Genomic DNA, 13,954 nt, shown 5'->3' on the forward strand with positions numbered 1-13,954 from the left:
CCGTCCCTTTTTGCGAATGGTTTACCTTTCTTCAGGGAATATAGTCGCGGATCGTGTGCATGCGGAGGCGCTCGTTGTGGGGATCGTGGTAGAAGAAGACCATGCTGCGCGCCTTGTCGTTGGCGGGCCAGGTGCTGGAGAAGAAGGGGCGTGCTTCCTCTTCCTTGCGGAAGAAGAATTCGGTGAAGAACTGGTTCGCTCCCGTGCTTTCGCGCTTTTTCGTTTCCTTCGGGGCGATGATGGTGCGTTGTCCCGGTTTCAGGGCGAACTTGGTGCCGCCGAGATCCCCGGCTATGTCCACCTTCGAGGCGTTCATGAAAAAGAACTGGCCGCCGCCGAAGCTGCGGGTGTTGTTGTCCATGGGGATGACCCTCATGCCGTCGGAGTTCTCCTTTCCATTGCGGATGAGGAGGATGAGCTGGTCGGGCGAGGCGAGGGACGGGGCCGAGCCGTAGCTGGTGAAAGAGGGCGGCTTGTCCGCCTCTCCGGCGGGTTCCATTTTGCCCACCGCCCATGCCGAAAGCCGCTTGACCTTGTAGGGCTGGGACAGGGCGTTGGTGGGGATTTTCACCTCCATGGTCTCACCTTCGCCAAGCAGGAGTTCGACGGGCTGCGGGCTCGCGTTTTTGGGAAAGGAGAGGAAACGCAGGGTCACCTCGGGCTCCTGCGCGATGAGGGGCGAGGCGAAGGCGAGCAGGACAAGCGCGGGGACGGGAAATTTCATGGGTTCAGATTTCCGAGGAGTTGAGCCAGCGGAAGGAGACGATCTGGAAGGAGCGCCCGAAGCGCAGGTTGGCGGCGGATTTCAGGTCGGAGGATTTGACATGGTTCCCGTCGGCCTCGTCCACATAATCCGGGGTGCGCTGGACGACGGCCTCGCACCAGGCGCGGGCCATGACGTTGCCTGCGGCGTCCAGGGAGTCGCCGTAGGTGCGGATCACGAAGGTGTCGCCGCGCGGGGTCAGCTGCTCCGCGAACTGGCGGAGGACATCCGCCTGATCGACATAGGCGGAGCTGCCGTAGGCGGCCGGGCCTTTGGCCGCGTCCTTGAACGCGAAGTCGATGCCGCCCACCTCGCTGTCGAGCTTGCGGCTGGCGTCACGGAAGTTCCTGTTGATCGTGACTTCGGGGCCGGCGTTGTCGGAGCCGTCGTAGTCGAGGGCGGCTTGGAGCGCGCCCTTGAGGGCGGTGCCGTCGGTGTTGTTGGCATCGAGCCTGCGGTTGACGAATTCCGAAAGCGATAGAAACGGACCACGCTTTTTCACCTCGCACACCATGGCCTGGGCGAGGGCGTCGATTTCCGCATCGGTGATGCCGCGCAGGCCTTTCCACTGGGCGGGATCGCGCGGATCCTCGGTATCCGCCGTGACGGCAACTTCGCCGTTGGGCAGCGTGCCCATGCCGACGGGCGCGTTCTCGCCGGTGTCCGCTTCCATGGGGGTCTTGCCGCCGTCCAGGTAGGCGACGGGTTTGCCCTTGAGGCTGGAGAAGAAAACCTTCCATGCGTCCACCGAGGTGGAGTTGATGTTGAATCCGCCCTCGACCATGAGGTGGGCGGCGATCTTGTCGGCAAGGCCGTCGGTGAAGACGTCCTTTTCCGCAAAGAGCGAGTTCAGGGCGGCGGCGTCCGGCCCGTTGGAATAAGGCACGATGCGCCGGTTGGGCAAAGGCCTGGCACCGGAGAAAAAGTCCGAGGCCACCTGTTTCGCATCGCGGCCTGAGCCACCGAAAATTTCCACCGTGTCGGGTTGCGGGGTGATGGAAGAGAAGAAGAACTCATCCCAGAGTGCCTTGTTGGCGAGGTAGGAATGATCGGCGAAGGTCACCTCGCGCTCCCCATCGTCCTGGCTATAGAAACGTTTCCACGCGGGATTGAACGCCACACCGGCGGCGAGGTTGGGATTCGCGTAGGAGTTGCCGATCGCCTGGAGAACGTGCGGGTAAAGCCCGCCCTGGCCGGTGGCGGTGACACGCTGGAATCCGAGGGTGGCTTTGGCATCATCAATACGCCCCAAGGTTCCACCGGAACTTTCCATCTGCTGACCCGACATTCCGGTGAATCCATGTCCGGCGGGAGCTTCATTGGCCAGGGTGAAGCCGCCGATGCGGGCATGGCTGAGGGCGGCGATCGAGATGGGTGGCGTGACCGGGATTTCCTGTTGTACGACGTGAGTCGTTCCGGATTCCGCCGTGTAGCCGCCGCCGTGAAACCCATTGCCGCTCTGCGACTCCTGAACCATCGCTTCGAGGATCGAATTCATTTCGTCGATCCACCAGTTCCAGCCGTGATTGTAGGGCGCGGTCGGGTCGGACTGGTCGATGAAACCGAGTTGCAGCGGACTGGAGTGGAGGAAAGGACGGCTCGGGAATTTCCTGCCTGCGAAGATCCCCCCGTTGGCAAGTTCGCTGGTTTCACAGCCCGCCATGAGCCCGAATTGGATCAGCGGCACGCTTTCCCCCGCAGCGGTCGCGGCCGCGATCACGCTGGCCCTGATCGGCTCCATGGCAGTTCCCAACTCGATGGTGGCGGCTCCCTGTTCGAAGATCTCGCCATTGAAGGCAATCGGCCTTTCGGGCGATCCGTAGCGTGAATTCAATCCCATGTTCCGCAGGTTGAGGAAGCCGTGGCCGCCTTGGCCACCCCCGGAAGAGAAAAGGCGTTGGGACAGATGAAAGCTGAAGGCGGATCCGACCGGTGAGGTACCTGTGCTTGCCACTCTCGCTTTATTGTCTGTGTTTTGGGCTGATTCACTGTAGATGGTGAACTCGAACTCATCCGAGCCATTCATCGTGTAGTTCAGGCGCCTGAGGTAGGGGTTCCCGTTAGGAGCAAGCTCCACCAGGACGTTGGTATTGTAGGCATCTTTTTTCAATCGCCAAGACCCGGGATACCCGCCATGAGCGGAAAACCGGAGTGGCAGGACACTGGTGGAATCCCAGCCCCGTTTGGCATCCACCAGATTTTTTTCCGAGTTCAGGTTTTGCGGAGCATGATATTCGCTTTTCCCGAGAAAGAGAAAGTAGTCTCCGGTGACGGGGGCGGAGAAGACCTGCACCTCGCCCGGTTGGAGGACGATGGGTTCGTTTCTGGCAAAATTCAGGCGCAACATGTCCGCGCGCCTCTCACCCAAACCGGTCACCATGCGTGAAAAAGTCAAGGCCGTGTTCGCCTGGTAGACCGTGCCGTCGGAGCGTTTTTTGCGCACGACGATCGCGAGCGGCGGCGGCTTCACGACAATCTGTTGAGCCAGCGTTTGGCCTCCTTCCATGACGATCGGCACGTTGAAAGGATTCCAAAGGGTGACGGCGGGAATCACCGCGAAACGCATCTTATGGGTATCCGTCGGAGGGATATGCATGTTTTGAGGGTCGCCAGCGTGCACCGCATCGCGATCCGCTTGCGTGATCGGGACGGCCTGGACCGAGATCGCGAACTGGATCTTGATGGGCACCGGATTGCGGTAGAGCGTGGTGTATTCCCGCTGATACCCCGTGGTGTATGTGGTGTAGGTGCCCTGATCCGGCGTGCTGACCTGGATGCTATCGGAAAGCGGGGATGAGTCGTATTTGATGCCCGCCTTCTTGCTCTGATCGTAGAGCTGATAGAACGCGGCGAGATCCTGGATCGGCACGCATTCCTGCGGGGTGTCCGGCAAGGTGGGGTATTTCGAAGGATCGTTCGCCCATGCGTCCTTGGTGTTGAACCTGTAGAGCATGAAGTCATCCGTGCGCTCGGCGGGATCGATGGCGCGTTCGAGCAGGGTGCTGAGGTCGCGTTTCAGCCCGCCCTCGCGGACATCGGCCAGGACGGCGCGGGAAAAGGGGGTGACGGAATGGAAGTTTTTCTGGGAGGCGCGGTAGGTGCCGCCGTCGTTGATTTCCGTGACGCCAGGGACGAGATCGAGCGTGTCGAGGGAAGGTAAGCCCTTGAGCTTCGACTGCTGTGTGGGGTCGAGGTTGGTGAGTCCGGGTATGCTGTTGGTGCCGGTGGAGGCGGGGGCTTGGGCGCGGAAGATCCTGTCTGCGGAGGCAAGGGTTTCGCCCTGATAGGAGTCGTTCATGACGCGCGCCTTCTGGCTTTCGTCGCCCACCCACCATGCGTAGCGGCCGCGGCGCAGGCCTCGGGGAACGGACGGCTTGATACCGATGAGGCGCGCGCTGACAAAATCCGTGGCAGGTGCGGATTCCCCGAGGGAGCCCTTGCCGACGAGTCGGATCGCCGTTTCATCTTGGTCGGGCATGGGTTGTCCGGCGAGGGCAAGTGAGGCAGGCGTCGCGGGGTCAATGGCTTCGTCGGGATTCAGCGAGAGCAGCCAGCGGCGGAAGTGCTTGTCCTTGTTCCCATAGTCGGGGTGCATGGACTCGGCGGGCTGGTTTCCGAGGGTCTGGTGATGGCTTTCGGCGCTGGGGTAGCCGGGATTCACAGGTGCGGCGGAAGTTGGGCCTGCGATCCAGGAATCCCAGACACCGGTCCAGTGGGGATGGGGGACGGAAGTTTCCGCCAAGATGGCTCCGCTGGCGGAGATGCGCTGATCGGGGCCGAGTTCCTTCTGTAGCTCGCCGATTGCGACCATCAGTGCGAGGCGCGCGTTGGAGCGAGCTTCCATCAGGGCGACGTTCTGAGAGCTGCTGCGGAGCGTGACGGCCGATAGGCTCAGCAGTCCGAGTGCGAGCACAGTCAGCAAGACGAGCAGGGTTAGGGTGACCACGAGGGCGAACCCTCGGGCTTGGGGAGCGGTGCGAATCGGTGGGTTCATGGGACAGCGCATTGCTGCAGGTTTGGATGATGAGAGGGCTGTATGCGAAGGCTGTCATTACTCTGTAAACGAGTCAGTCCGCCTGTCGAACAACAATCATCTTGACAACTGTATCTGATAAAGTATCAGTTTCGGCATGGAACCCTTCAAGGCGCTAACCGCATCGGAGCAGCTTGCCGCGCATTTGCGCACGAGCATATCGAAGGGCGAGTTGTCGGGCAATATGCCGGGGATCAGGAGTCTGGCCGACAGTCTCGGAGTGAGTTCAAACACCGTCACCGCCGCCGTCGAGCAGTTGGAACACGAAGGCTTCCTCCTGCCCCAGGGTCACGGCAAGAGATCCCGGATCGTCCTGCCTGACGGGGCTCCCACCCCCCGGTTCCGGATCACCCTCCTGCCATACGAGCGTGCCGACATCCAGCTCGACTATGTGGTGGAAATCCGGCGACGCCTGAGGGAAGAGGGCTATGAAGTGACCATCGCGAAGCACAGTCTGATGGAGCTGGGTATGAAGACGAACCGGATCGCAAGATTGGTGAAACAGACCAGAACCGACGCATGGGTGGTCTTCTCGGCCCCACAGGAAGTGCTCGAATGGTTCGTGGCGGAATCGGTGCCGACCTTTGCCCTCTTCGGACGTTTCCGGAGGCTGCCGCTGGCGGGAACCGGTCTCTCCAAGATCCCGGCCTTCCGTGCCACAATCCGTCGGCTGGTGGAGTTGGGGCACCGGCGCATCGTTCTCCTTCAGCCAAGGAGCAATAGGAAGCCGTTTCCCGCGCTTCTTTTGCGAGAAGCTCTCGAGGAAATGGAACTCCACGGGATCAGAACCGGCGCGTACAACATTCCGGACTGGGAACAAACCCCGGCCGGACTGAGGAAGTGCCTTGATTCCCTTTTCGCCACGACCGCCCCGACTGCCCTCATCTTCGACCGGCCCAACGAGCTGATTGGTGCCCAGATCTATCTTGCCCACAGGAACATCCTCGCACCCCGGGACGTTTCCCTTGTCTGCGACGACGATCCGGCCTTCGAATGGTGCGAGCCGTCCATCAGCTGCATCCGGTGGCAAAACCGGCTATGGGCGCCCCGCGTCGTCCGCTGGGTCAACAAAATCGCCAACGGCAAGGATGACCGGCGCCAGATTTACACAAAAGCGGAATTCGTGGAGAGGGGTTCGGTTGGCCCGGCACCCGGCGGGAAATGAATGACCTGAACGTGTCGTCGATCCCCGCGCTGTTTACAAGCGTGAGGACGACCTTAGGATAGCGGGTTTCTCGCTTCATGTTCGTTGTCACCTGAAAAAGGAAATCCACCCCCGCATGGATTCACCATGCCATAGGCAGGGATAATGCGTGCGATGACAAAATCCTTGCAGCAAGTCCATGACACTGTTAGCGAAAATAGAGAGACAAGTCAGTTATCAACCCATGCGGGGAGGGTGGTCGGGACGGCCAGATTCGAACTGACGACATCCTGCTCCCAAAAGAGACAGTTTATCAACGATTGCTGGCACTGATTAGACCATCCGTCGTCATGGACACCATGTTCGGACCATTCTTGACTTTTAGGGTTGATTCGGTGACACGTTAGGAGTGCCTCGACCCGCCAGATTCAGATACACCAAGACCGACCGGGGATGGCTTGTGAACGTCACCGCGAAACACTCTGCCACGGGCAAGCGGCAAGCGGGTGCAACGGCAGAGACGGGGCGGATTCATAGGTCGCGGTCCAAGCGGGCAACTGGCACCGGGTCGGCAGTGGCGTGAGGTCCAAAGGAGAGCGCCTCATCGTCGGTTCGTGATGGGCCGGGCGGTAAATGCAAAGCGCATCACCTGTTCTTCGGCTTTGCGGCAGGAACCGGCGGGGTGTAGGAGCGCAACAGAGCCTTCAGCTCTTTCACAACTTCGGGGTGATCGCGATAGACGTTAGCCTCCTGGCAAGGATCTGCCGCAAGGTCAAAGAGTTGGCCGGGCGGAGCATCCCGCTTGATGCGTCCGTCCCGAATGTCGCTGTTCTTGCGTTAGGTGAACTAAATGGCGGCGGGTCCACCAAGCCCGTGGAACCCTATCTTCGAATCACCGAAACCTCCAGCACCCCGGGCATCGATATACATCCATTTCCCATTGCGGATGCCCAGATGGCTCGGTTGTCGCGCCTCAAGCAGGAGGTGGTCGCGCAGCGATTTCGTCGGATCACCGGTCAGTGCGCTGAGTACGTTCACACTGTCCCGCCCCTGGCGGGCACGCAGCTCGGTTCCCATAAGCACTGCGAAGGTGGCGATCATGTCGACGTTGCCGATGGTCTGCTGTTCAGTGTCGATGACAAGGCCGGTCTTGAGAAAATCCGGCGGGTAATGATCCTTGCGAACCGGATACTCGCCAGTCAGCAAGGCATAGCGAGAGGGCGTGCACACCACGGACGCGGAATGGGCATCGGTGAACTTGCGGCCCTCGCTTACCAGACGGTCGATTTGGGGAGTCTTCACCTTGTTTGCCCCATAGCAACCCACGTCGCCTTAGCCGAGGTCATCGGCGAAGATCAGCACAATGTTGGGCTTCACGGCTTGCTCCGCATGGATCGGGAGAAACGACAGGAACATGGCGCACAAGAGCCTGCCCGGAGGCGGGACAAGGGTCCGGAGTTTGTGATATGAATATGGCATAAGTAGTCGATTGCTTTGGGTCATTCGTCAGTCGCGGTCGCTGGCTTCTCGTCGGCATCGAGGGGACGCCGGCCCTCGAACGGGCCCCACTCCATCCGTTTCCGGTACTCTTTTTCCTTCTGATAGACCTTCGGGTCGTAGTCGGGATTCGGCTTGGGGATCCGCGCTCCGACCTTTTTGAAGTAGTCCATCATTTCGGAGAACATCCTGCTGTGAACGTCCCGTTGGTCCGCCGCGAGGTTGTGAACCTCGCCCGGGTCGTCGCCGATGTCGAACAACATGGCGGTTTCCGGCCGCTCGTAGAAATGCATCACCTTTTTCGTCCCGGAGATCATGGCCGAGTGGGGCATCGTCGTGCGGTAGTGGGGGTAGTGGAAGTAGAGGTTGCGGTTGAGGAAACCTTCGTCCGGCTCCCTGCCCGCCATGTAGGGCGCGAGGCTCAAGCCGTCGATGTCCTTGAGCTTGCCGGGGTCGCCTCCGGCCCATTCGCAGAAGGTCGGGAGGAAATCGTAGTTGACCACGTTGCCATGAAACACCGAACCCGCCTTGATCCCCGGGCCGCGGGCGATCATTGGCACCCGGATCCCACCGTCCCAGACCCACCACTTGTGCGCATGGAGCGGCTGGGTGAGGCCCGGGAGGAAGGAATGGCGGTATCCGTTGTCGGCTGCCACGACGACGTAGGTGTTGTCCTCGATGCCGAGATCCTTAATCCGGTTCAGTACCGCGCCTATGCGGCCGTCGAGATCCTCACCCATCCCGAGCCAGATGGCGGGGTCGTCCTTGCGCTTCACCGTGTCGGCCGTCACGCCCTTCTCCTCGTAGTAGGCCTGCACGGCGGGATGGCGGGTGTACTTCTCACGGGTGGCGGGCAGGCATTCCCGCCCCTCGTGCATCGCGTAGTGGGAGATCTGCAGATAAAATGGCACGCCCGCCTTGACCTGATCCTCGATGAATCCGATCGCCTTCCGCGTGACGCTGAACATCAGCTTCGGATCGGTCAGATCATCGGGCAGCCGCGCCGCGCCCGCGCCCAGGGTGTTCCCGGGAGTGTTGCTGGTGTCCCCGTCGTGAAGGGCATAACCCTCGGCTCCCGGATCACCGCGCATGTGCCACTTCCCGATATGCGCGCTGACGTAGCCGAGCGGTTTGAGCACCTCGGGGATGGTCGCTGTGCCGGGGTCGATCGTCATGTCCGACACGCAGGGCACCACCGGGAAGCCCTTGAACGACTTCGCGTCGTAATAGTCCTGGCCTTTATCGTTCATGAACACCGTGTAGCCGCTGCGCGGCGAGGACTGGCCGGTTTGCACGCAGACCCGTCCGGGCGAGCACTGGGGCGACCCGTAGGCGTTGCGGAATTTCATCCCTTCACGCGCGAGCTTCTCCACGTTCGGCATCCGCAGGATCGGCATCCGCGAATTGGGCATGCCGTCGTCCATCTGAACCGGCGTGCCGTTCCACGCCCAGTCATCGATGTAGAGCAGGACGATGTTGGGTTTCTGCGGAGTGCCTTCGCATCGGGCGTTCGTCCCACCGGCCGCACACAAGGCGAGGCCAACCATCCACCCCACGGTGCGATTCCATCTGATACGGGTTTCTTGCCCGGCATTGTCGCCGGATCCCTGATTCGATAAACAAGCTCTCATTTCAATTATCACTCTGTTTCCCGGATTTCTTACCGGATTTACGCTTGGTAGCGGTCGGGCTGGATGTCCCGGGTTCGGTTTTCCAGTGAAAGTTCTTCCCTTCGATGATCAATTCCCGCTTGCGATTCAGCTGCCGCTCGTGGGGCGCGAAAGTTGCGGGTGCGGCACGCTTGAGCTTGCCGATCAGGTCCCGATACGCGTCGGGCTTCCCGTGCAACAGGTTGTTCCACTCGTTGGGATCCTTCCGGAGATCGTAGAGTTCCTCTTGCTCGTTGGGATAGTGGATGTATCGCCAGTCGCGGTTGATGACGGCATAGCCACCGGGCTCCATGTAGGGCAGGAACACGTCGCGATCTTCCGCAGTGGCCGGATCCTTCAACGTACCCGCCAGCGATTCCCCCTCCAGCCGCTGGGGAGGCGTTGGCAGACCGCAGACATCAACGAGCGTGGGATAGAGATCGATCAGGCTCACGGTCACGTCACTGACAGCGCCTTTTGCCACGCCCGGGCCCGCCCAGATGAAGGGCACATTCGAGGTCCGCTCCCAGAGGGTGTGCTTGCCCCAGTCGCCCTTCTCGCCGTGGTGGTATCCGTGATCACTCCAGAAGACCACCACGGTGTTGTCGGCGTGCGGACTTTTTTCCAACGCATCGAGGATCCTACCGACCAACGCGTCGGCATAACTCATGCAGGCGAGGTAACCGAGGACGGCGTCGTCCACCGCATCGATGGCCACCAGCCGGTCGTGGTGGGCTTTCTTGCGGTTGGTCTTCTGGCGCCGGATGGTCTCGGGAAGGTCGTCGAGATCGTCATCCTTGATCGGCGGCAGCGGGACCTCCCTTCCTTCGTAGAGCTTGAAGTATTTCTCGGGGCAGTAGTTCGGGAAATGCGGCGTGTAGAAACCAACCGCCAGGAAGAACGGCTGGTCGTGCTTCTCGCCGAGCTTGGACACCGCCCAATTCGCACGAATTGTGTCGGCGAGTTCCTCCTCCCGCTCGTCCGGCACCGATCCCCATTCGAGAAACAGACCTCCACCAAGATCCTTCCCCTTGTTGTAGGTCCGGTTGTAGATGCTCGCGGGGAAGGGCTCGGGAAAGGGCACTTCCTCGCTCCAGTTGTCGAGGCTCCACGCTCGGCGATACTGGTCGGGCTTTCGCAGGAAGAACTCGGTCCAGCCGCGGACATCGATGTGGCCCTCCGGATGATGGAAGAGCTTGCCGGCACCGAAGGTCGCATAGCCGCCTTCCTGCAGGCTGACCTGGAGCGGTCGCAGCTCGGGACGATTCACGAAATAGTGGGCGGTCTGATAGCAGCCGGTGGAAGACGCAAATTGCCCGGAAAACAGGGCCGCCCGGGACGGCGCGCAGAAGACTCCGGCGGTGTGGGCGTTGGTGAAATTCACCCCCCTTTCCGCCAGCCGGTCGATGTTCGGAGTGATGGCCGATGGGGTCGTCCCATGGCAGCCGATCCAGTCGTTCATGTCATCGACCGCGATCATCACGATGTTCGGACGCGACTCTGCCGCGCCCGCGAAACCATGGCCGAGAACGAGCAGCAGGCTTCCAATCCGCAGGGCTCTCGAGCCGATGCTCCGTTGCCTCGCGGAGAATCGTTCAGTCTTTGATTGTTCGGTGTTCATGATGGGATGGGTGATGGGTCAGTTGGCCGGGTTCGGGGCACTTTCCTGATTTCTCGTCTTCGGATCCGTCCGGCGGTAGAGTTCCGGGTTGGCGGGAATGTCGCCTCGCAACAGGCGTCCGCCTTGCCCGGCGAGCCAAAGGTAGTGATCGCCCGGAACGTCCCCGAGTTCCACGAAACGCGCGGGCGGATTTCCCTGCGGCGGATCGGCGGAGAGCTTGAAAATCGCCGTGGCCTCGTCGACCTCGTCGAACATCGCCACGTAGAGCATCTCCGCACCGGCTTCCACCGAGCCGTGGATCATTTCCCAGAAAAACCTCCCTCCCTGGCGCGGGATCTGATCCAGCTCGGCATCCCCAGCCTTCAGATTGTACCAGCTGAATCCCGGATAGACGCAGGGCACGTAGTCGAGGCCCCGTTCCTTGCACCAAGCCAGGTCGTCCCGGACCTGCGAACCGAATTTCTCACGCTCCCTGCTCTCAAGCGTCCTGTACCGCCCAACCATCCACGGCAGGATCACGTCTGCCTTTTCCATCAACTCGTGGAGGTAGGGATCAGGTCGGGCATCGGCCCGCAGGGTCCGGAAATGGGTGGGCACCCCGAGCAAAATACTACACCCACCGTACTCAGGGTCGTTTCGGAGGAAATCGATCAGCTTGTCGACCCCGATGCGCCGGATGTCGTAGTCGCGCCCGGCAAAGCCGAGGCCCCAGATCGCGACCAGCGGTTTTCCCCGATGGTAGAGATAACTTTGATCCCGTCCCCGGGAAGTCGCCTTCAGCTCATCGACGATCTCCTTCCAGTCCTCGATCACGGACGCGCAATCCTGACCGTTCGCGGCGATGCCGGAAAGATCGTACATCACCGCCACGGCTCGCTGGTGCTTCGCGGCGGCATCCAGCGCATGCCCGAGGATCACCCTGCCTTCGCGACGCCGCTCCGCCGTTGTGGTGACTCGGAAAAATCGCTGCATGAACGCCCCGTCGATCCCATGTTCCTTCATCCAGCGGAAGTGGGTATCGACCGTGCTTGCGTCCCAGGAACTGAAGACCCGCGCCTGACCTCCATCCGCGAGCTTGAAGGGCGTTTTGTAGGTCTTCGGATATTCGGACACATCGGGCCAGAGGTCGATGCTGACATGGTCGGGGTCGAAACGTCCTCGCTTGCCCCAGTGGGTCCAGCGGCTCCCGGAGCCGTCGTCGGGTGTCCTGAACCAGCCTTGGTATCCGGTCATGACCCGTCCCTCATAGGACATGAAGCGCGACGAGGGCGAGTGCTTCGTGCCCGCCGATCCCGCCAATGACGCGAGAAGGAAGGCAACTGCAGTCATATGGCACCGCCGTGCAAAACCGTTGATGTCCACCCACCTTTGCTGCGGGTGCGGTATGAAACCAAATTTTTGAAAGTTGCTCAAGAGACGCATTAAAGCTCGCGTGAGTTTCGGCTTCTAGTCCCCATTTCGGGGACTTCGATGAAATCGCTTCGCAAAATACGATGGGGCACCCTAGATTCGGTTGCCTTGAACTTGTTTCGCTCCCACGCAGCAGGACGCCTACCGTTCGCAGACCTTGATCCTCCACGTGCCACGACCCACAACCACGATCACCCCTCGTTTCCCATTGTTCGCCGCACTATTGCGCACAGCGGTGTTCGCTGCGTGCACCGTTGCGGCCACGGGAGAAACTGCATCAACCGCCATCGAGGTATTCGCCGACGAGACCCGGCTGGAGCATGACAACGGAATCGCGCTTGCTCCACTGAACGCATCCTCCCTCCAATTTCAGGTCGTCCCCGCCAGCCTGCGGGTGCGCTACCGCCTCGAGGGCGCGGACAAAGCGTGGCAGGAGCGAAGCGGAACCATGATGTTCGTCGTCCGGTTCATCGACAAAGAAGGGAACCGGATTCTTCACCATGACTTCGCTGCCCAGCACGCGACTCCCGGGTGGAGTGGATCGGACACCCCGTTTTCCTTTGTTTCACGGAAGGAAACGATCCGGGTGCCCGACAACGCCGAATATCTCTCGGTGGCCGTCTCCTCCTCCGGACCGTTGAGCGCGGTCGGGGTCATCGCGATCCGCGGAATCTCGATCCGCTCTCTCCCCACCGCCGACGGACCGGAGCGATGGCTGATGCGTGACGCGCTCGGGCCGGACTCCCGCCCGATCCGCTGGAACAAAGCCGGAAGCCGGCCCACCATGGGTTCGCTCACATATCCGGACGACAATGACGACTCACCGCCGACTCTCGTCATCGTGGACGACGACCTCGAGGCCCACGCCGACATCGCGAGCGGGCACTACGAACTCCCGGCGCTTCGACCCGGCGAACAACTTGAGATCGAATGGCAGGAAGCCTACTCGGTCGGACTCGGGGGGGCCTTCGAACTCGACTACGAGCGGCTTCCCGCCGCCGCCTACCGTTTCCTTGTCGAGGAACTCACGGTCGACGGCATCCCCACCGGACGGGCCTCGGTGCTCGCAGTGGATGTTCCCGGTGTGTTCTGGGAGAAATGGTGGTTCTGGCTGGGTTGCCTCGCGGCGGCCGGCAGCCTCGTCGGGCTCTGGATCCGGACTCTCGTGCGACGAAGAATCAGGCGCCAGCTCCGGCACGCCCGGCTGCTCTCCGACGAGCGGCTCCGCATCGCCCGCGATCTGCACGACGACCTCGGCACCCGCCTTTCGCACATTTCCCTGATCGGGGCCAACGCGGAGGCCATAACCGCCGATTCCGAATCACAGGCGGCCTTCCGCCAAATCCGGGAACTCACCGGCGAACTGGTCAGCGCCCTTTCGGAATCGGTATGGATGCTCAACCCAAGAAATTGCGACCTCGAGTCTTTGATCAACTTCCTGTGCCGCCTTGTCAGCGAACTCTGTCGGCTCGCGGGCATCCGCTGCCGGATCGACGACACCGACCTCGAGCACAACCAACCGATCAGCCACGAGTTCCGCCACAACTTCTCGCTCGCGGTCAAGGAAACGGTCAACAACGCGCTGAGGCACGCGGAAGCGTCCGAGATTCTCATCAGGATCCGGATCGACCGAGGCAACTTCAGCGTATCAATCAGCGACGACGGCGTGGGAATCCGGGAGGGTGCGGTCAGCGCGCCCGGAGACACGGGAGGAAGCGGGCTCGAGAGCGTTCGCCAGCGCATGCAATCGATCGGGGGCCGGTGCGACATCTTGAACCTCGATCCATGCGGCCTACGAGTCTTGTTGACAGCGCCCATCCTCATGCGAGAAGGGTAG

The 13,954-nt window shown here is 61.3% G+C and carries 7 protein-coding genes and 1 pseudogene; 2 read left to right on the forward strand and 6 right to left on the reverse strand.

What is annotated here, in order from left to right; all coding sequences use genetic code 11:
* Positions 1-31 precede the first annotated feature (31 nt).
* Both HZ994_06940 and HZ994_06945 read right to left on the reverse strand, forming a co-directional pair.
* On the reverse strand, positions 32-724 hold the full coding sequence (locus tag HZ994_06940) for a hypothetical protein (protein ID QTN32076.1): 693 nt from the start codon (positions 722-724) through the stop codon (positions 32-34).
* Between the two features lie 4 nt (positions 725-728).
* The gene (locus HZ994_06945) at positions 729-4,757 is read right to left on the reverse strand and encodes a hypothetical protein (protein ID QTN32077.1); all 4,029 of its coding nucleotides are present in this window, start codon (positions 4,755-4,757) and stop codon (positions 729-731) included.
* Between the two features lie 136 nt (positions 4,758-4,893).
* Between HZ994_06945 and HZ994_06950 the strand changes: the two genes are divergently transcribed.
* Positions 4,894-5,961 (forward strand): substrate-binding domain-containing protein, encoded by a 1,068-nt coding sequence (locus HZ994_06950; protein ID QTN32078.1) that lies wholly within the window; start codon positions 4,894-4,896, stop codon positions 5,959-5,961.
* A 624-nt stretch (positions 5,962-6,585) separates the two neighbouring features.
* Here the strand turns inward: HZ994_06950 and HZ994_06955 are convergent.
* The 4 genes and pseudogenes from HZ994_06955 to HZ994_06970 all read right to left on the reverse strand — a co-directional run bounded on the left by HZ994_06955 (position 6,586) and on the right by HZ994_06970 (position 12,036).
* A pseudogene (locus HZ994_06955) lies at positions 6,586-7,356 on the reverse strand (sulfatase-like hydrolase/transferase).
* An 83-nt stretch (positions 7,357-7,439) separates the two neighbouring features.
* Positions 7,440-8,984, reverse strand: a complete 1,545-nt coding sequence (locus HZ994_06960) for a sulfatase-like hydrolase/transferase (protein ID QTN32079.1) — start codon at positions 8,982-8,984, stop codon at positions 7,440-7,442.
* An 85-nt stretch (positions 8,985-9,069) separates the two neighbouring features.
* The gene (locus tag HZ994_06965; protein QTN32080.1) at positions 9,070-10,707 is read right to left on the reverse strand and encodes a sulfatase; all 1,638 of its coding nucleotides are present in this window, start codon (positions 10,705-10,707) and stop codon (positions 9,070-9,072) included.
* 18 nt (positions 10,708-10,725) lie between these two features.
* Positions 10,726-12,036 (reverse strand): xylosidase, encoded by a 1,311-nt coding sequence (locus HZ994_06970; GenBank protein QTN32081.1) that lies wholly within the window; start codon positions 12,034-12,036, stop codon positions 10,726-10,728.
* 250 nt (positions 12,037-12,286) lie between these two features.
* Here HZ994_06970 and HZ994_06975 point away from each other — a divergent pair, with 250 nt between their 5' ends.
* Positions 12,287-13,954 carry a hypothetical protein gene (locus HZ994_06975; protein ID QTN32082.1) on the forward strand — a complete coding sequence of 556 codons (1,668 nt, stop codon included), beginning with the start codon at positions 12,287-12,289 and terminating at the stop codon, positions 13,952-13,954.

The sequence above is a fragment of the Akkermansiaceae bacterium genome (genome assembly GCA_017798145.1).
In the GTDB taxonomy this organism is placed as follows: Bacteria; Verrucomicrobiota; Verrucomicrobiia; order Verrucomicrobiales; family Akkermansiaceae; genus Luteolibacter.